This window comes from Streptomyces sp. NBC_01003, assembly GCF_045162695.1.
Taxonomy (GTDB): Bacteria; Actinomycetota; Actinomycetes; order Streptomycetales; family Streptomycetaceae; genus Streptomyces.
Genome location: NZ_CP108707.1, coordinates 6393998 through 6411794, shown reverse-complemented (window position 1 = coordinate 6411794; position 17797 = coordinate 6393998). Strand labels below are relative to the sequence as shown.

Sequence of the window (17797 nt, the reverse complement as noted above, 5' to 3'; positions counted from 1 at the left end):
CCCGGGACATCGGGGCCCGTCACCGCGCCCGACGGCACAATGGGGTGCATGCCGATACCCGGGACCCCCAGCCGCGCCGCGCTCGTCGACCATCTGATCCGGACCCGCATCGCGGGCGACGTGGCCACACCCCGCGACAACAACCTCTCCCACTACCGCAGGCTCGCGAACGGCGACCGCCACTACTGGCTCGGCCTGGAGCTCGGCGACCGCTGGACCGACGAGCAGGACGTCCTCGCGGTGATGGCGGAGCGCTGCGGCGTGAACGACGATCCCGAGTACCGCTTCGGCCAGGACACCATCGACCCGCAGCTCACGGTCGACGCCCTGGAGCGCATGGGCGCCCGGCTGCGCAAGGCGGCGGCCGGCAAGGAGCGCGTCCTGTTCGCGACCGGGCACCCGGGCGGCCTCCTCGACGTGCACCGCGCGACGGCCGCGGCGCTGCGCGCGGCGGGCTGCGAGATCCTCGTGATCCCCGAGGGCCTCTCCACGGACGAGGGCATGGTCTTCCAGTTCGCGGACGTGGCGATGCTGGAGCGCGGCGCGACGCTGTGGCACACGCATTCCCCGGACCCCATGGCGCGGATCCTCGACGGCCTGGAGCGCGAGGAGCGCCCCCTGCCGAACCTGGTCGTCGCCGACCACGGCTGGGCGGGCTGCGCGGGCCAGCGCGGGATCGACTCCATCGGTTACGCGGACTGCAACGACCCGGCGCTGTTCATCGGCGAGGCAGAGGGCACCCTTCAGGTGACGGTGCCGCTCGACGACCACGTCACGAGCCCGCGCCACTACGACCCGATGACGGCGTACCTCCTCGACGCGGCGGGCCTCAGCCCCACGGGTTGAGCCTCTCCTCGCGCCGCTGCGCGAAGCCGGGCGTCGGGTCGAGGTAGACCCGGGTCACGTTCGGGAACCGCTCGCGCAGCCGGCGGGCCGCCTCCTCGCAGGCCCACTCGATCTGCGCGGCGGTGGAGGTGTCGCGCAGATCGACCTTCGCCGCGACGAGCGCCTCGCGCGGCCCCTGGACCAGGGTGGTCAGTTCGAGTACGGCCTCGATGTGCTCGACGCCCGCGAGGATTTCGCGGATCTCCAGGCGGGCCGGCTTGGGCAGCGGGCGCCCGATGAGGAGTTCGGCGTTGGACCGTCCGAGGACCCAGGCGACGTACAGGAGCAGGGCGCCGATGCACAGGGAGGCGATGGCGTCCCAGACGCCGGAGCCGGTGAGCTGACCGCCGAGCAGTCCGCCCGCGGCAAGGACCAGGCCCACGAGCGCGGCCGAGTCCTCCATGACGACGGCCTTGACGGCGGTGTCGGGCGTGCGCTGCAGATACCGGCCCACGGGCGCCCCCATGCGCTCGGCCTCGCCCCGGGCCTGCTTGATGCCCGTACGCAGCGAGAAGCCCTCCAGGAGGAAGGCGAGGGCGAGGACGATGTACGAGATGAGCGGGTTGCCGAGCTCCTCGCCGGCGATCAGGGTGTGGATGCCGTCGTAGATCGAGAAGACGGCGCCGCCGACGAAGGTGGCGACGGCGGCGAGCATGGCCCAGATGTAGCGCTCGGGACCGTAGCCGAGGGGGTGTTCCTCGTCCGCGGGCTTCTCACTCCGCTTCAGCGCGGTGAGCAGCAGCACCTCGGTGACCGTGTCGGCGACCGAGTGGGCGGCCTCCGAGAGCATGGCGCTCGACCCGCTGATGATGCCGGCGACGGCCTTGGCTAGGGCGATCCCGAGGTTGGCCGCGGCCGCGACGAGAACGGTGACGACGCTCTCGCCCCCGCCGTTCTCCTCCGTGTCCCCGGCCGTCCCACTCTGCTCAGCGCTCGTGCCCATGCAGGTGACGGTATGTCCGTTCGCCACGCGCCGCGAACCACGCGGGCCTGATCCGAACGCGAGGCCCTAGCGCGGGACGCGGACGACGCCCTCCTGGATCACGGAGATGGCGAGCTGTCCGTCGCGGGTGTAGATGCGGGCCTGGCCGAGGCCGCGCCCGCCCGAGGCCGACGGCGACTCCTGGTCGTACAGGAGCCATTCGTCCGCGCGGAACGGCCGGTGGAACCACATCGCGTGGTCGAGCGAGGCGCCGACCACGTCGCCCACGGCCCATCCCCCGCGCCCGTGCGCGAGCAGCACGGAGTCCAGGAGCGTCATGTCGGAGACGTACGTGGCGAGGCAGACGTGCAGCAGCGGCTCGTCGATGACGCCGTCGAGCTTGCCGTTCGTACGGAACCAGACCTGCGAGCGCGGCTCCTGCGGGGTGCCGACACTGCCGAACGGCGGCGCGTCCACGTACCGCAGGTCGACGGCCTCGCGCGCTTCGAGGAGCCGCTCGGCGACGCCGGGCTCGACGAACGCGTCGGCGTAGCGCGGCAGCATCTCGGCGGCGGTGGGCAGCGTCTCCGGGTCGGGCGCGGGCGGCATGGCCGCCTGGTGCTCGAGCCCGTCCTCGTACGTCTGGAAGGACGCCGAGAGATGGAAGATCGGCTGCCCGTGCTGGACGGCGACGACGCGGCGCGTGGTGAAGGAGCGCCCGTCGCGGATCCGGTCGACGGTGTAGACGATGGGCGCGCCCGGGTCGCCGGCCACGAGGAAGTACGCGTGCAGCGAGTGGGCGTGCCGGTCGCCGGGGACGGTGCGCCCGGCGGCGACGAGCGCCTGGGCCGCCACCTGTCCGCCGAAGACCCGGGGGACGACGGCGGAGCGGGACTGCCCGCGGAAGATGTCCTGCTCGATCCGCTCGAGGTCGAGCAGATCGAGCAGGGACTCCAGTGCCTGATTCATACAGCCAGTTCTACAGAAGGCGGATGGACGGGTGGGTTACAGGCCCATGTCCTTCGCGATGATCGTCTTCATGATCTCGCTGGTGCCGCCGTAGATGCGGTTGACGCGGTTGTCCGCGTACAGGCGGGCGATCGGGTACTCGTTCATGAAGCCGTAGCCGCCGTGCAGCTGGAGGCAGCGGTCGATGACGCGGTGCGCGACCTCGGTGCAGAACAGCTTGGCGCTGGCGGCCTCGGCGGGGGTCAGCTCGCCCGCGTCGAGGGCCTCGAGAGCACGGTCGGCGACGGCCTCGGCGGCGTCCACCTCGGCCTGGCAGGCGGCCAGTTCGAACTTGGTGTTCTGGAAGGACGCGACGGGCTTGCCGAAGACGGCGCGCTCCTGGACGTACTCCTTGGCGAACCGGACGGCGGCCTTGGCCTGCGCGTAGGCGCCGAAAGCGATGCCCCAGCGCTCGGAGGCGAGGTTGTGGCCGAGGTAGTAGAAGCCCTTGTTCTCCTCGCCGAGGAGGTCCTCGACGGGGACCTTCACGTCGACGAACGCCAGCTCGGCGGTGTCGGAGGTCTTCAGGCCGAGCTTGTCGAGCTTGCGGCCTATCGAGTAGCCCTCGGACTTGGTGTCCACCGCGAAGAGGGAGATGCCGTGGCGGCGGTCCTCGGCGGTGGGCGCGTCGGTGCGGGCGCAGACGATCACCTTGTCGGCGTGGACGCCGCCGGTGATGAAGGTCTTGGCGCCGTTGAGGACGTAGTGCGTGCCGTCCTCGGAGAGCTTGGCGGTGGTCTTCATGCCCGCGAGGTCGGAGCCGGTGCCCGGCTCGGTCATCGCGAGGGCCCACATCTCCTCGCCGGAGACGAACTTCGGCAGGAAGCGCTTCTTCTGCTCGTCGGTGGCGAGCATCTTGATGTACGGCAGGCCGAGCAGCACGTGCACGCCGGAGCCGCCGAACTGGACACCCGCGCGCGAGGTCTCCTCGTACATCACGGCCTCGAACTTGTACGAGTCGATGCCGGCGCCGCCGAACTCCTCGGGCACGCGGATGCCGAAGACGCCCAGCTCGGCGAGCTTGTAGTAGAAGTCGCGCGGGGCCTGCCCGGCCGCGAACCACTCGTCGTAGACGGGCACGACCTCGGCCTCGATGAAGGCGCGGATGGTGTCCCGGAACGCCTCGTGGTCCTCGTTGTAAACGGTACGGCGCACGACCTGCTCCTTCGGAAACGGCATCACTGCACGACTAAGCGCTTGCTCAGACGTACGTTACCCGCCAGTTTCTGGAGCGTCCAGAGACGCACATCACGCCCGGCCCGCCCGCGCGGGCGGACGACGGGAACTTGACGACAGGCCCCTAGGCGGCCTCGAACGCCCCGCGCGCCATGCGGTGCAGCAGGCCCGCCGTCGCCTCGCGGCCGGGCAGTCCGCCGGACCTGCCGAGGTGCGGGGTCGAGTTGAGCAGGCCGAAGACGGCGTGCACGGCGGCACGCGCGGGCTGCTCGACCAGGCCCGGATAGACCTCGCGCACCGCCTCGACCCACAGCTCGACGTACTGGCGCTGGAGCTGGCGCACCAGCTTGCGGTCGCTGTCGCGCAGGCGGTCCAGCTCACGGTCGTGCAGGGTGATCAGGGGGCGGTCGTCGAGGGCGAAGTCGATGTGCCCCTCGATGAGGGAGTCGAGCAGCGCCTCGGGGTCGCCGCCGTCGGACTCGGCGAGCCGGCGCTTGCCGCCGGTCAGGAGCCGTCCGCTGATGCCGACGAGCAGCTCGGCGAGCATCGCGTCCTTGCCCGCGAAGTGGCGGTAGAGCCCGGGGCCGCTGATCCCGACCGCGGCGCCTATCTCGTCGACGCCGACTCCGTGGAACCCGCGCTCGGCGAAGAGCCGCGCGGCCTCCTTGAGGATCTGCTCGCGGCGGGTGGGGGCGTCGGTTCTGGTGGCCATGAAGGTAATTCTAGACAGCGACGTTAGCGGTCGTTAACCTGAGGGAAACGCGTTAACGCTCACTAACCGAGCGAGAGCCGATCGAGGGGACTGCGCAATGCAGGAGGCACCGGAGCTGACGAGCGCGGCGGATCCCGCGTCGGAGGCCTGGAAGGCCAACGAGGCGGCGCACGAGGCGCTGGCCGACGAGCTGCGCGGCAAGCTGGCCGCGGCCCGGCTCGGCGGCGGCGAGCGGGCCCGCGCCCGGCACACCGCGCGCGGCAAGCTGCTGCCGCGCGACCGCGTGGACACACTGCTCGACCCGGGCTCCCCGTTCCTGGAGCTGGCGCCGCTGGCGGCCGACGGGATGTACGGGGACCAGGCCCCGGCCGCCGGGGTGATCGCCGGGATCGGGCGGGTCAGCGGCCGCGCGTGCGTGATCGTCGCCAATGACGCGACGGTCAAGGGCGGCACGTACTACCCGATGACGGTGAAGAAGCACCTGCGCGCCCAGGAGGTGGCCCTGGAGAACAGGCTGCCGTGCGTCTACCTGGTGGACTCGGGCGGCGCCTTCCTGCCGATGCAGGACGAGGTCTTCCCCGACCGCGAGCACTTCGGGCGGATCTTCTACAACCAGGCGCGGATGTCGGGCGCCGGCATCCCCCAGATCGCCGCGGTCCTCGGCTCGTGCACGGCGGGCGGGGCGTACGTCCCGGCGATGAGCGACGAGGCCGTGATCGTGCGCAATCAGGGCACGATCTTCCTGGGCGGCCCGCCCCTGGTGAAGGCCGCCACCGGCGAGGTCGTCACCGCCGAGGAGCTGGGCGGCGGCGAGGTGCACTCCCGGGTCTCGGGCGTCACGGACCATCTCGCGGAGGACGACGCGCACGCGCTGCGGATCGTGCGGACGATCGTCTCGACGCTCCCGGAGCGCGGCGAGCTGCCCTGGTCGGTCACCCCGGCGAGCGAGCCGAAGGTCGACCCGGCGGGGCTGTACGGCGCGGTGCCGGTCGACTCCCGCACCCCGTACGACGTGCGGGAGGTCATCGCGCGTGTGGTGGACGGCTCGCGGTTCGCCGAGTTCAAGGCGGAGTTCGGGCAGACCCTCGTCACCGGCTTCGCCCGCATCCACGGTCACCCGGTCGGGATCGTCGCGAACAACGGCATCCTGTTCTCCGAGTCCGCCCAGAAGGGCGCGCACTTCATCGAGCTGTGCGACCAGCGCGGCATCCCGCTGGTGTTCCTGCAGAACATCTCGGGCTTCATGGTGGGGCGGGACTACGAGGCGGGCGGCATCGCCAAGCACGGCGCCAAGATGGTCACGGCCGTCGCCAGCACCCGCGTGCCGAAGCTGACCGTCGTCGTCGGCGGGTCGTACGGGGCGGGCAACTACTCGATGTGCGGCCGGGCCTACTCGCCGCGCTTCCTGTGGATGTGGCCGAACGCCAAGATCTCCGTGATGGGCGGCGAGCAGGCCGCCTCGGTCCTCGCGACCGTCAAGCGCGACCAGCTGGAGGCGCGCGGCGAGCAGTGGCCCGCCGAGGACGAGGACGCCTTCAAGGCGCCGATCCGCGCCCAGTACGAGGAGCAGGGGAACGCCTACTACGCGACGGCCCGGCTCTGGGACGACGGCGTGATCGACCCGCTGGAGACCCGGCAGGTCCTCGGCCTCGCCCTGACCGCCTGTGCCCACGCGCCGCTGCCGGAGAAGTCCGGCGGCTTCGGCGTCTTCCGGATGTGAGGGGAGGGACCCCATGAGCATGTTCGACACCGTTCTTGTGGCCAACCGCGGCGAGATCGCCGTCCGCGTCATCCGTACGCTGCGGGCGCTCGGCATCCGCTCGGTGGCCGTGTACAGCGACGCGGACGCCGACGCCCGCCATGTGCGCGAGGCCGACACGGCGGTCCGCATCGGGCCGCCGCCCGCGGGCGAGAGCTATCTCCGCGTGGACCGGCTCCTCGAAGCGGCGGCGCGCACGGGCGCGCAGGCCGTCCACCCGGGCTACGGATTCCTGGCGGAGAACGCCGCCTTCGCACGGGCCTGCGCCGACGCGGGCCTCGTCTTCATCGGCCCTTCCGCCGACGCGATCTCCCTCATGGGCGACAAGATCCGCGCCAAGGAGACCGTGCAGGCGGCCGGGGTCCCGGTCGTGCCCGGCTCGTCCGGCAGCGGCCTGACCGACGCCCAACTGGCCGACGCGGCACGGGAGATCGGCATGCCCGTACTGCTCAAGCCGTCCGCGGGCGGCGGCGGCAAGGGCATGCGCCTGGTCCGTGACGAGGCGCTGCTCGGCGACGAGATCGCGGCCGCCCGCCGCGAGGCCCGTGCCTCCTTCGGCGACGACACGCTCCTCGTGGAGCGCTGGGTCGACCGCCCCCGGCACATCGAGATCCAGGTCCTGGCCGACGGCCACGGGCACGTGATCCACCTGGGCGAGCGCGAGTGCTCCCTCCAGCGCCGCCACCAGAAGATCATCGAGGAGGCGCCGAGCGTCCTGCTCGACGAGGCGACGCGCGCGGCGATGGGCGAGGCGGCGGTGCAGGCGGCCCGCTCGTGCGGGTACCGCGGCGCGGGCACGGTGGAGTTCATCGTGCCGGGCAACGACCCGTCCTCGTACTACTTCATGGAGATGAACACCCGCCTCCAGGTGGAGCACCCGGTCACGGAGCTGATCACGGGCGTCGACCTGGTGGAGTGGCAGCTGCGGGTCGCGGCCGGTGAGCAACTCCCGTACGCGCAGGGCGACATCGCGCTGACCGGGCACGCGGTCGAGGCCCGGATCTGCGCCGAGGACCCTTCGCGCGGCTTCCTGCCGTCGGGCGGCACGGTCGTCTCGCTGCGCGAGCCGCAGGGCGACGGGGTGCGCACCGACTCGGGGCTCAGCGAGGGCACGGAGGTCGGGAGCCTGTACGACCCGATGCTGTCGAAGGTCATCGCGTACGGCCCGGACCGGGCGACCGCCCTGCGCAAGCTGCGCGCCGCCCTCGCGGAGACGGTCACGCTGGGCGTGCCGACGAACGCCGGGTTCCTGCGGCGGCTGCTCGCGCACCCGGCGGTGGTGGCGGGCGAGCTGGACACGGGACTCGTGGAGCGGGAGGCCGACGGCCTGGTCTCCGGGGAGGTGCCGGAGGAGGTGTACGAGGCGGCGGCCGCGGTACGCGCGGCACGCCTCGCCCCTTCGGGAGACGGCTGGACGGACCCCTTCTCCGTCCCCAGCGGATGGCGCCTGGGAGGCGAACCGGCACCGCTCGACCTGCACCTGCGAGTCGCGGGACTTGAGCCCGTCACTCGCCGGGCGCAGGGCACGGGCACGGTCGGCGCCGACAGCGTCACGGTCCACCTCGACGGCCTCACCCACACCTTCCACCGCGCCGGCGACTGGCTGGGCCGGGACGGCGACGCCTGGCACGTGCAGGACTTCGACCCGGTGGCGGCCTCGCTGACCGGCGCCGGGCACTCCGGCGCCGACTCCCTCACCGCCCCGATGCCCGGCACGGTCACCGTCGTAAAGGTGGCCGTAGGGGACGAAGTGGTCGCCGGGCAGAGCCTGTTGGTGGTCGAGGCGATGAAGATGGAGCACGTCGTCTCCGCCCCGCACGCCGGCACTGTGGCCGAACTGGACGTCACACCGGGCACGACCGTCGCGATGGACCAGATCCTCGCGGTCGTCGCACCGCACGAGGAGACGACGGCATGAGCACCCCCGCATCCCCCGCCTCCCCCACGCCCACCGCCCTGCCCATGGTCGTGGCCTCCCAGGATCTGCCCGCGCGCGTGCGGATCCACGAGGTCGGCGCGCGCGACGGACTGCAGAACGAGAAGGCGACCGTGCCCACGGAGGTGAAGGCGGAGTTCATCCACCGCCTCGCGGCCGCGGGCCTGACCACCATCGAGGCGACCAGCTTCGTGCACCCCAAGTGGGTGCCCCAACTGGCCGACGCAGAAGCCCTGTTCCCGATGCTCCGGAACTTCGAAGGCGCGGCCCGCCCGCACCTGCCCGTCCTCGTGCCGAACGAGCGGGGTCTGGACCGGGCCCTCGCGCTCGGGGCGCGTCGCGTAGCCGTGTTCGCCAGCGCCACGGAGTCGTTCGCCAAGGCCAATCTGAACCGGACGGTGGACGAGGCGCTCGCCATGTTCGAGCCGGTCGTGACCCGCGCCAAGGAGAGCCGGGCACATGTGCGCGGCTATCTCTCCATGTGCTTCGGGGACCCCTGGGAGGGCGCCGTCCCGGTCCACCAGGTCGTCCGGGTCGCCAAGGCCCTGATGGACATGGGGTGCGACGAGCTGAGTCTCGGCGACACGATCGGCGTCGCGACGCCGGGCCACGTCCAGACGCTCCTGGCCGAGCTCAACGAGGAGGGCGTGCCAACGAACGCGATCGGCGTGCACTTCCACGACACGTACGGCCAGGCCCTGTCCAACACCCTTGCGGCGCTCCAGCACGGAGTGACCACCGTGGACGCCTCCGCGGGCGGCCTCGGCGGCTGCCCGTACGCGAAGAGCGCCACCGGAAATCTCGCCACCGAAGACCTCGTGTGGATGCTTCAGGGCCTCGGTATCGAGACCGGGGTCGACCTCGGCCGTCTCACCGCCACCAGCGCGTGGATGGCCGAGCAGCTGGGCCGGCCCAGCCCGTCCCGCACCGTCCGCGCCCTCGTGAAGACGGCACAGCCCCTACAGGAGCAGTGAACAAGATGGACCACCGCCTGAGCAGCGAGCACGAAGAACTCCGCCGCACCGTCGAGGAGTTCGCGCACGACGTCGTCGCCCCGAAGATCGGCGACTTCTACGAGCGGCACGAGTTCCCGTACGAGATCGTGCGGGAGATGGGACGCATGGGCCTGTTCGGGCTGCCCTTCCCGGAGGAGTACGGCGGGATGGGAGGCGACTATCTGGCCCTCGGGATCGCCCTTGAGGAGCTGGCGCGCGTCGACTCGTCCGTGGCGATCACGCTGGAGGCGGGCGTCTCGCTCGGTGCGATGCCCCTCCATTTGTTCGGGACCGAGGAGCAGAAGGCCGAGTGGCTGCCGCGGCTGTGCTCCGGCGAGATCCTCGGCGCGTTCGGCCTGACCGAGCCCGACGGCGGCTCGGACGCGGGCGCGACCCGTACGACGGCGAGGGTCGACGAGGCGACCGGCGAGTGGGTGATCAACGGCACGAAGTGCTTCATCACCAACTCCGGTACGGACATCACCGGTCTGGTCACCGTCACGGCGGTCACCGGCCGCTCCCCCGAGGGCAAGCCGCAGATCTCCTCGATCATCGTGCCGTCCGGGACGCCGGGCTTCACGGTCGCGGCGCCGTACTCGAAGGTCGGCTGGAACGCGTCGGACACGCGTGAGCTGCACTTCGACGACGTGCGGGTCCCGGCGGTGAACCTGCTCGGCGAACAGGGCCGCGGATTCGCCCAGTTCCTGCGGATCCTGGACGAGGGCCGTATCGCGATCGCCGCGCTGGCGACGGGTCTGGCGCAGGGCTGCGTGGACGAGTCGGTGAAGTACGCCAAGGAGCGGCACGCGTTCGGCCGCAACATCGGCTCGTACCAGGCGATCCAGTTCAAGATCGCCGACATGGAGATGAAGGCGCACACGTCCCGCCTCGCGTGGCGTGACGCGGCCTCGCGGCTGGTGAGCGGGGAGCCGTTCAAGAAGGAGGCGGCGCTCGCCAAGCTCTACTCGTCGACGATCGCGGTCGACAACGCGCGCGAGGCCACGCAGATCCACGGGGGCTACGGCTTCATGAACGAGTACCCGGTGGCCCGCATGTGGCGCGACTCCAAGATCCTCGAGATCGGCGAGGGCACGAGCGAGGTGCAGCGGATGCTGATCGCGAGGGAGCTGGGCCTGACGGGCTGAGAGGGCGGCGGCGAGGGGGCCCTCTGGACAACAGCTTAGGTTAGGTTAGGTTAACCTAAGCCAGAATCCGGCCAGCGGCCCTCCGTTCGTCACGAAAGCAGCCACTGTCATGCCCCATGCCCGTCTCACCACCCCTACCCGTCGCGGCATCCTCGCCGCGGGCGGCGCCCTCGGTCTCGGAGCCGCGCTCGCCGCCTGCGGCAGCGATTCCAAGGACAGCGGCTCGGGCGCCAAGTCGGGCAGCGCCAAGTCCGGCCCCTGGTCCTTCAAGGACGACCGCGGCACGACGGCGAAGGCCGACAAGGTCCCGGCGAACGTCGTCGCGTTCACCAGCGTCGCCGCCGCCCTGTGGGACTACGGAATCGAGTGCAAGGGCGTCTTCGGCCCGACGAAGACCTCGGCCGGCAAGGCCGACGTCCAGGCCGGCGACATAGACGTCGACAAGGTGACGATCATCGGCAACGAGTGGGGCCGCTTCGACATCGAGAAGTACGCGGGCCTCGCCCCGGACCTCCTCGTCACCACCGTGTACGACACCGCCGGCACCCTCTGGTCCGTCCCGCTGGAGTCGAAGGACAAGATCCTCAAGCTGGCCCCGAGCGTCGGCATCTCCGTCTACGACCGCCAGATGACGCAGCCGCTGCAGCGCCTGCTCGCCCTCGCCGAGTCGCTCGGCGCCGACGTGAAGGCCGACAAGGTCGTCAAGGCCAAGCAGCGCTTCGAGACCGCGGCCGCGCGCCTGCGCAAGGCCGCCAAGGCACACCCCGAGATCAGGGTCCTCGTCGGTTCCGCGAGCCAGGACATCTTCTACGTCTCCGGCACGAACCTCTCCGCCGACCTGGAGTACCTCAAGTCGCTCGGCGTGAACTTCGTCGAGCCGTCGGAGAAGGCGAAGAAGGCGTCCGGCGGCTGGTTCGAGAACCTGAGCTGGGAGAACATCGACAAGTACCCGGCCGACATCATCATGATGGACAACCGCACGGCCACCATCCAGCCCGCGGACCTCGACCGCGACAAGGCCACCTGGAAGAAGCTGCCCGCCGTCAAGGCCGGCCAGGTCATCCCGCGCGTCACCGAGCCCATCTACTCGTACGCCAAGTGCGCCCCGATCCTCGAGGACCTCGCCGAGGCCATCGAGAAGGCGAAGAAGGTCGGCTGACACAGATGACGACGACCGAGTCGCCCGCGATCGCACCTTTCCGATTCTTCGACCTCCAGGTAGCGCGGACGCGGCGGCTCGGTCCGTCGCTGCAGCGCGTCACGTTCACGGGTCCCGACCTCGTGGACTTCCACGCCGGAGGCCGCGACCAGAGCCTGTCGCTGTTCCTGCCGCAGCCGGGCCAGGAGGCCCCCGTCCTGCCGGCCGCCGAGCCGGGTGACGACGGCCGCGCCTGGCACGCCGCGTACCGGGCGCTCCCGGACGACGTGCGCGCCGTGATGCGTTCTTACACGGTCAGCGGGCAGCGCCGCGCGCCCGGTGAACCCGGCGAAATCGACATCGACTTCGTGCTCCACCACGACGGCCCCGGCGGCGCGGGTCCCGCCTGCGTCTGGGCCGAGGCGGCGAAGCCCGGTGACCGCGTGACGGTCCTCGGCCCGGCCGTCGCCGACAACACGGCCGTACGCTGCCGCCCCCAAGAGGGCGCCGACCACGTCCTGATGTGGGGCGACGAGACCGCCCTGCCCGCCGCCCTCGGCATCCTCGCCTGGCTGCCTCCGGGGTTGCGCGCGCACGTCTGGCTCGAGGTCCCGCACCGCGAGGACATCCCGGCCGTCGAGACCGCGGGCGACGTCACCCTCACCTGGCTCGTGCGTGACGAGAAAGCGCCGTCCGCACTGGAGGCGATCCGCGCCACCGAACTGCCGGACGCGTCGAGTCCGTACGCCTGGCTCGCGGGCGAGTCCGGAACGATGAAGGAGCTGCGCCGCCATCTCGTGCGCGAACGCGCCTACGACAAGCGGTCGGTGACGTTCGTCGGCTACTGGCGCAAGGGGCTCAGCGAGGACGGGCTGCGCGTCGCCGAGGCTCAGGAGGCGGCCGCCGAGGGCTGACCGGCAGCAGGTTCCGGCCACTGAAGAGGGGCGGGGTCGCCAGTACAACTTAGGTTAGGCTAACCTAAATTGGGTGCTGGGGCCTCGCCCCTCTTCCCATGCCGCCCGTCTTCCCGCTCACCCGCATTCCTGCCCCCCACCCGGAGGACCGTCCATGCGCTCGCACCTGCTCAACGACACGACCGCGGAGCACTACCGCCGTTCCGTGACCGAGGGAATCGAGCGGGTGGCGGCCAAACTCGCCACCACGGACCGGCCGTTCACCGGGGTCACGGTCGACGAGCTCTCGCCCCGGATCGACGCCGTCGACCTGGACACGCCCCTCCTCGACACGACCGCCGCCCTGGACGAGCTCGAAGAGGTCTACCTCCGCGACGCCGTCTACTTCCACCACCCGCGCTACCTCGCCCACCTCAACTGCCCGGTCGTCATCCCGGCCGTGGTCGGCGAGGCCGTCCTCTCCGCGGTCAACTCCTCCCTCGACACCTGGGACCAGTCCGCCGGCGGCACCCTGATCGAGCGCAAGCTCATCGACTGGACCACGAGCCGCATCGGCCTCGGCCCCGCCGCCGACGGCGTCTTCACCTCCGGCGGCTCCCAGTCCAACCTCCAGGCGCTGCTCCTCGCCCGCGACGAGACCAAGTCCGAGAACGCCGAACACCCCACGAAAATGCGGGTGTTCGCCTCCGAGGTCAGCCACTTCAGCGTCAAGAAGTCCGCCACACTCCTCGGCCTCGGGCCCGACGCCGTGGTCACCATCCCCGTGGACCGCGACAAGCGGATGCAGACCGTCGCCCTCGCGCGTGAGCTGGAGCGCTGCCGCGAGGAGGGCCTCGTGCCCATGGCGGTCGTCGCCACCGCCGGGACCACCGACTTCGGCTCCATCGACCCGCTCCCCGAGATCGCCGAGCTCTGCGACCGGTACGGCACCTGGATGCACGTCGACGCCGCGTACGGCTGCGGACTCCTCGCCTCCGTCAGGAACCGGCACCTCCTCGACGGCATCGAGCGCGCCGACTCCGTCACCGTCGACTACCACAAGTCGTTCTTCCAGCCCGTGAGTTCGAGCGCGGTCCTCGTCCGGGACGCGGCCACCCTGCGGCACGCCACGTACCACGCCGACTACCTCAACCCGCGCCGCATGGTCACCGAGCGCATCCCCAACCAGGTCGACAAGTCCCTCCAGACGACCCGCCGCTTCGACGCGCTCAAGCTGTGGATGACGCTGCGCGTGATGGGCGCCGACGGTGTCGGGCAGCTCTTCGACGAGGTGTGCGACCTGGCGGGCAAGGCCTGGGAGCTGCTCGCCGCGGACCCCCGGTTCGACGTCGTCGTCGAGCCGCGGCTGTCCACCCTCGTCTTCCGCCACATCCCGGCCGGCGTCACCGACCCCGCCGAGATCGACCGCGCCAACCTGTACGCCCGCAAGGCCCTGTTCGCCTCCGGCGACGCCATCGTGGCGGGCACCAAGGTGGGCGGTCGCCACTACCTGAAGTTCACCCTGCTCAACCCCGAGACCACCGTCGACGACATCGTCGCGGTCCTCGATCTGATCGTCGGCCACGCCGAGCAGTACCTGGGAGAGAACCTTGTCGAAGCTTCCTGAGTCCCCTGATCCCCTCGACTTCATCGGGATCGGCCTCGGCCCCTTCAACCTCGGCCTGGCCGCCCTCACCGAGCCGATAGCCGAACTGAACGGTGTCTTCCTGGAGTCCAAGCCGGACTTCGAATGGCACTCGGGGATGTTCCTCGAAGGCGCCCACCTCCAGACCCCGTTCATGTCGGACCTGGTCACGCTCGCCGACCCGACCTCCCCGTACTCCTTCCTGAACTACCTCAAGGAATCGGGGCGGCTGTACTCCTTCTACATCCGCGAGAACTTCTATCCCCTGCGGACCGAGTACAACGACTACTGCCGCTGGGCCGCCGCGAAACTCACCAGCATCCGCTTCGGCACGACCGTCACGCAGGTCTCGTACGACGAGAGCGCCGAGGTGTACGTCGTGAGCACCGAGGGCGGCGAGACGTACCGCGCGCCGCGCCTCGTCCTCGGCACCGGCACCCCGCCGCACATCCCCGAGCCCTGCCGGGGCCTCGGCGGCGACGCGATCCACAACTCCCGCTATCTGCACCACAAGCAGGAGCTCCAGCAGAAGGACTCGATCACCCTCGTCGGCAGCGGCCAGTCCGCCGCGGAGATCTACTACGACCTCCTCAGCGAGATCGACGTCCACGGCTACCGCCTCAACTGGGTCACCCGCTCCCCGCGCTTCTTCCCCCTCGAATACACGAAGCTGACGCTGGAGATGACCTCCCCCGAATACGTGGACTACTTCCACGCGCTGCCCGAGGAGACCCGCTACCGCCTGGAGACCCAGCAGAAGAACCTCTTCAAGGGCATCGACGGCGACCTCATCAACGAGATCTTCGACCTGCTCTACCAGAAGAACCTGGCCGGGCCCGTCCCCACCAGACTGCTCACCAACTCGTCGCTTCATAGCGCGAGTTACGAGAACGGCACGTACACGCTCGGCCTGCGCCAGGAGGAGCAGGGAAAGGACTTCGAGCTGCGCACCGACGGCCTGATCCTGGCCACGGGCTACAGGTACGAGACGCCCGCCTTCCTCGAGCCGGTCCGCGACCGGCTCAACTGGGACAGCCGGGGCCGCTTCGACCTCGCCCGCAACTACTCCGTCGACACCACGGGCCGCGGCGTGTTCGTCCAGAACGCCGGCGTGCACACGCACTCGATCACCTCGCCCGACCTGGGCATGGGCGCGTACCGCAACGCGTACATCATCCGTGAGCTGCTCGGCACCGAGTACTACCCCGTAGAGAAGACCATCGCGTTCCAGGAGTTCGCCGCATGAGCACCCCCACCGGCTCCCCCACCGGCACCTTCCGTATCCGCCCCCTCGACCCCGTCGCGGACGCCGAGCTGCTGCACCGCTGGGTCACCGACCCCAAGGCCGCGTTCTGGCTGATGCAGGACGCGAAACTGCAGGACGTGGAGCGCGAGTACATGGCGATAGCCGCCGCCGAGCACCACGACGCGTTCATAGGCCTCCACGACGGCGAGCCCGCCTTCCTCATGGAGCGCTACGACCCGGCGCACGTCGAACTCGTCGGCCTGTACGAGCCCGATCCCGGCGACGTCGGCATGCACTTCCTGACGGCGCCCAGCGACGTCCGCATCCCCGGCTTCACCCGCGCCGTGATCACCACGGTGATGGAGTACCTGTTCGCCGACCCGGCGGCCCGGCGCGTCGTCGTCGAGCCCGACGTGCGCAACAAGGCCGTGCACGCCCTGAACGAGGCCGTCGGCTTCGTCCCCGACCGCGTCATCCAGAAGCCGGAGAAGCAGGCGCTGCTGAGCTTCTGCACACGCGAGCAGTTCCTCGCCGCCGCGGGGGTGGCCGCCGTATGACGCTCTCCGACGCCGTCACCCACCTCTCCCCCGAGCGCTGGGCCGAGGCCAACCGCCTCCTCATCCGCAAGGCACTCGCCGAGTTCGCCCACGAGCGCCTCCTGTCGCCCGAGCCCCTCGGCGACGACAGGTACGCCGTGCGCTCCGACGACGGCGCGACCGAGTACCGCTTCACCGCCCGCCGCCTGCGCCTCGACCACTGGCAGGTGTCCGCGGACTCCGTCTCGCGCCACCGCGACGGCTCCGAACTCCCGCTCAGCGCCCTGGAGTTCTTCATCGAGCTGAAGACCTCGCTCGGCCTGAGCGACGCGATCCTGCCGGTCTACCTGGAGGAGATCTCCTCCACCCTCTCCGGCACCTGCTACAAGCTCGCCAAAACCCCCGTCACCGCGGCCTCCCTCGCCCGCGACGGCTCCTTCCAGGAGATCGAGACGGGCATGACCGAGGGCCACCCCTGCTTCGTCGCCAACAACGGCCGGCTCGGCTTCGGCGTCCACGAGTACCTCTCGTACGCCCCGGAGACCGCGAGCCCCATCCGGCTCATCTGGCTGGCGGCGACGCGGGAGCGGGCCGCGTTCACGGCCGGTGTCGGGCTCGACTACGAGTCCCACCTGCGCGCCGAGCTCGGGGAGGAGACCCTGGCCCGGTTCGCCGCCACGCTCACCGCCCAGGGCCTGGACCCGGACGACTACCTGCTCATCCCCGTCCACCCCTGGCAGTGGTGGAACAAGCTGTCCGTCACCTTCGCGGCCGAGGTCGCCCAGCGCCGCCTGGTGCTCCTGGGCGAGGGCGACGACGAGTACCTCGCCCAGCAGTCGATCCGCACGTTCTTCAACACCTCGCACCCGGACCGGCACTACGTGAAGACGGCCCTGTCCGTCATCAACATGGGCTTCATGCGCGGCCTTTCGGCCTCGTACATGGAGGCCACGCCCGCCATCAACGACTGGCTCGCGCAGCTCATCGAGAACGACGAGGTCCTCAAGGCGACCGGCCTGACGATCATCCGCGAGCGCGCCGCCGTCGGCTACCGGCACCTGGAGTACGAGGCCGCGACCGACCGCTACTCCCCGTACCGCAAAATGCTCGCCGCCCTGTGGCGCGAGTCGCCCGTCGCGTCCCTGGCCGAAGGCGAGCGCCTCACCACGATGGCGTCGCTGCTCCATGTCGACGCCGACGGCCGCTCGTTCGCCGCGGCCCTCGTCGAGCGCTCGGGCCTGTCCCCCGCCGAGTGGCTGCGCCCCTACCTGCGGTCGTACCTCACGCCGCTGCTGCACAGCTTCTACGCGTACGACCTCGTGTACATGCCGCACGGCGAGAACGTCATCCTCGTGCTCAGCGAGGACGGCACCGTCCAGCGGGCGATCTTCAAGGACATCGCCGAGGAGATCGCGGTCATGGACCCCGACGCGGTCCTCCCGCCGGGCGTCGACCGCATCCGGGTCGAGGTCCCCGACGACCAGAAGCTTCTGTCCGTCTTCACGGACGTCTTCGACTGCTTCTTCCGCTTCCTCGCGGCGAACCTGGTCACGGAGGGCGTGCTCGACGAGGACACGTTCTGGCGGGCGGTCGCCGACTGCGTCCGCGACTACCAGGAGTCGGCGCCCCAACTGGCCGACAAATTCCGGCAGTACGACATGTTCGCCCCGGAGTTCACGCTGTCCTGCCTCAACCGGCTCCAGCTGCGTAACAACGAGCAGATGGTGGACCTCGCGGACCCGGCGGGGGCCCTGCAGCTGATCGGGACACTGCCGAACCCGATCGCGTAGACGTGAGCGGG

Annotated in this window: 15 protein-coding genes; 11 read left to right on the top strand and 4 right to left on the bottom strand. The window is 70.6% G+C overall.

Features of this window, described 5'->3' with window-relative positions; genetic code table 11:
• Nucleotides 1–48 precede the first annotated feature (48 nt).
• A complete protein-coding gene (locus tag OG698_RS29315; protein WP_406106543.1) occupies nucleotides 49–846 on the top strand; it encodes a phosphatase in 798 nt (265 codons plus the stop codon).
• Here the strand turns inward: OG698_RS29315 and OG698_RS29310 are convergent.
• From OG698_RS29310 to OG698_RS29295, 4 genes are all read right to left on the bottom strand, one after another.
• Entirely contained in the window at nucleotides 830–1828 is a 999-nt protein-coding gene (locus OG698_RS29310) for a cation diffusion facilitator family transporter (protein ID WP_406106541.1), read from the bottom strand. The genes OG698_RS29315 and OG698_RS29310 overlap by 17 nt on opposite strands.
• 66 nt (nucleotides 1829–1894) lie before the next feature.
• Entirely contained in the window at nucleotides 1895–2776 is an 882-nt protein-coding gene (locus OG698_RS29305; RefSeq protein ID WP_383885249.1) for an acyl-CoA thioesterase, read from the bottom strand.
• A 36-nt stretch (nucleotides 2777–2812) separates the two neighbouring features.
• Complete coding sequence (locus OG698_RS29300) at nucleotides 2813–3970, bottom strand: acyl-CoA dehydrogenase family protein (RefSeq protein WP_100594312.1); 1158 nt, start codon at nucleotides 3968–3970, stop codon at nucleotides 2813–2815.
• A gap of 145 nt (nucleotides 3971–4115) precedes the next feature.
• Entirely contained in the window at nucleotides 4116–4703 is a 588-nt protein-coding gene (locus OG698_RS29295) for a TetR/AcrR family transcriptional regulator (protein ID WP_100594093.1), read from the bottom strand.
• A gap of 97 nt (nucleotides 4704–4800) precedes the next feature.
• Between OG698_RS29295 and OG698_RS29290 the strand changes: the two genes are divergently transcribed.
• The 10 genes from OG698_RS29290 to OG698_RS29245 all read left to right on the top strand — a co-directional run bounded on the left by OG698_RS29290 (nucleotide 4801) and on the right by OG698_RS29245 (nucleotide 17786).
• Nucleotides 4801–6423, top strand: coding sequence for a carboxyl transferase domain-containing protein (locus tag OG698_RS29290; RefSeq protein WP_406106540.1), 1623 nt, complete (start codon nucleotides 4801–4803; stop codon nucleotides 6421–6423).
• 19 nt (nucleotides 6424–6442) lie between these two features.
• Nucleotides 6443–8380 carry an acetyl-CoA carboxylase biotin carboxylase subunit gene (locus OG698_RS29285; RefSeq protein ID WP_406111351.1) on the top strand — a complete coding sequence of 646 codons (1938 nt, stop codon included), beginning with the start codon at nucleotides 6443–6445 and terminating at the stop codon, nucleotides 8378–8380.
• On the top strand, nucleotides 8377–9372 hold the full coding sequence (locus OG698_RS29280) for a hydroxymethylglutaryl-CoA lyase (RefSeq protein ID WP_406106538.1): 996 nt from the start codon (nucleotides 8377–8379) through the stop codon (nucleotides 9370–9372). Before OG698_RS29285 ends, OG698_RS29280 begins: the two co-directional genes overlap by 4 nt.
• A 5-nt stretch (nucleotides 9373–9377) precedes the next feature.
• Nucleotides 9378–10538: an acyl-CoA dehydrogenase family protein gene (locus tag OG698_RS29275; RefSeq protein WP_406106536.1), complete on the top strand. Its 1161-nt coding sequence runs from the start codon at nucleotides 9378–9380 to the stop codon at nucleotides 10536–10538.
• A gap of 109 nt (nucleotides 10539–10647) precedes the next feature.
• Nucleotides 10648–11697: an ABC transporter substrate-binding protein gene (locus OG698_RS29270; protein WP_406106534.1), complete on the top strand. Its 1050-nt coding sequence runs from the start codon at nucleotides 10648–10650 to the stop codon at nucleotides 11695–11697.
• 5 nt (nucleotides 11698–11702) lie between these two features.
• Nucleotides 11703–12590 carry a siderophore-interacting protein gene (locus tag OG698_RS29265; protein ID WP_406106532.1) on the top strand — a complete coding sequence of 296 codons (888 nt, stop codon included), beginning with the start codon at nucleotides 11703–11705 and terminating at the stop codon, nucleotides 12588–12590.
• 154 nt (nucleotides 12591–12744) lie between these two features.
• Nucleotides 12745–14196, top strand: a complete 1452-nt coding sequence (gene desA, locus OG698_RS29260; RefSeq protein WP_406106530.1) for a lysine decarboxylase DesA — start codon at nucleotides 12745–12747, stop codon at nucleotides 14194–14196.
• The gene (locus OG698_RS29255) at nucleotides 14180–15460 is read left to right on the top strand and encodes a lysine N(6)-hydroxylase/L-ornithine N(5)-oxygenase family protein (protein ID WP_406106529.1); all 1281 of its coding nucleotides are present in this window, start codon (nucleotides 14180–14182) and stop codon (nucleotides 15458–15460) included. Before desA ends, OG698_RS29255 begins: the two co-directional genes overlap by 17 nt.
• Nucleotides 15457–16017, top strand: coding sequence for a GNAT family N-acetyltransferase (locus OG698_RS29250; protein WP_406106527.1), 561 nt, complete (start codon nucleotides 15457–15459; stop codon nucleotides 16015–16017). The genes OG698_RS29255 and OG698_RS29250 overlap by 4 nt, the downstream gene beginning before the upstream one ends.
• Complete coding sequence (locus OG698_RS29245; protein WP_406106525.1) at nucleotides 16014–17786, top strand: IucA/IucC family protein; 1773 nt, start codon at nucleotides 16014–16016, stop codon at nucleotides 17784–17786. The genes OG698_RS29250 and OG698_RS29245 overlap by 4 nt, the downstream gene beginning before the upstream one ends.
• Nucleotides 17787–17797 lie beyond the last annotated feature (11 nt).

Coding starts and splice junctions, on each gene's coding strand:
- OG698_RS29310 (WP_406106541.1), bottom strand. CDS start 1,828: ATGGGCACGAGCGCTGAGCAGAGTGGGACGGCCGGGGACACGGAGGAG.
- OG698_RS29265 (WP_406106532.1), top strand. CDS start 11,703: ATGACGACGACCGAGTCGCCCGCGATCGCACCTTTCCGATTCTTCGAC.
- OG698_RS29245 (WP_406106525.1), top strand. CDS start 16,014: ATGACGCTCTCCGACGCCGTCACCCACCTCTCCCCCGAGCGCTGGGCC.
- OG698_RS29275 (WP_406106536.1), top strand. CDS start 9,378: ATGGACCACCGCCTGAGCAGCGAGCACGAAGAACTCCGCCGCACCGTC.
- OG698_RS29270 (WP_406106534.1), top strand. CDS start 10,648: ATGCCCCATGCCCGTCTCACCACCCCTACCCGTCGCGGCATCCTCGCC.
- OG698_RS29305 (WP_383885249.1), bottom strand. CDS start 2,776: ATGAATCAGGCACTGGAGTCCCTGCTCGATCTGCTCGACCTCGAGCGG.
- OG698_RS29285 (WP_406111351.1), top strand. CDS start 6,443: ATGTTCGACACCGTTCTTGTGGCCAACCGCGGCGAGATCGCCGTCCGC.
- OG698_RS29295 (WP_100594093.1), bottom strand. CDS start 4,703: ATGGCCACCAGAACCGACGCCCCCACCCGCCGCGAGCAGATCCTCAAG.
- desA (WP_406106530.1), top strand. CDS start 12,745: ATGCGCTCGCACCTGCTCAACGACACGACCGCGGAGCACTACCGCCGT.
- OG698_RS29250 (WP_406106527.1), top strand. CDS start 15,457: ATGAGCACCCCCACCGGCTCCCCCACCGGCACCTTCCGTATCCGCCCC.
- OG698_RS29290 (WP_406106540.1), top strand. CDS start 4,801: ATGCAGGAGGCACCGGAGCTGACGAGCGCGGCGGATCCCGCGTCGGAG.
- OG698_RS29315 (WP_406106543.1), top strand. CDS start 49: ATGCCGATACCCGGGACCCCCAGCCGCGCCGCGCTCGTCGACCATCTG.
- OG698_RS29280 (WP_406106538.1), top strand. CDS start 8,377: ATGAGCACCCCCGCATCCCCCGCCTCCCCCACGCCCACCGCCCTGCCC.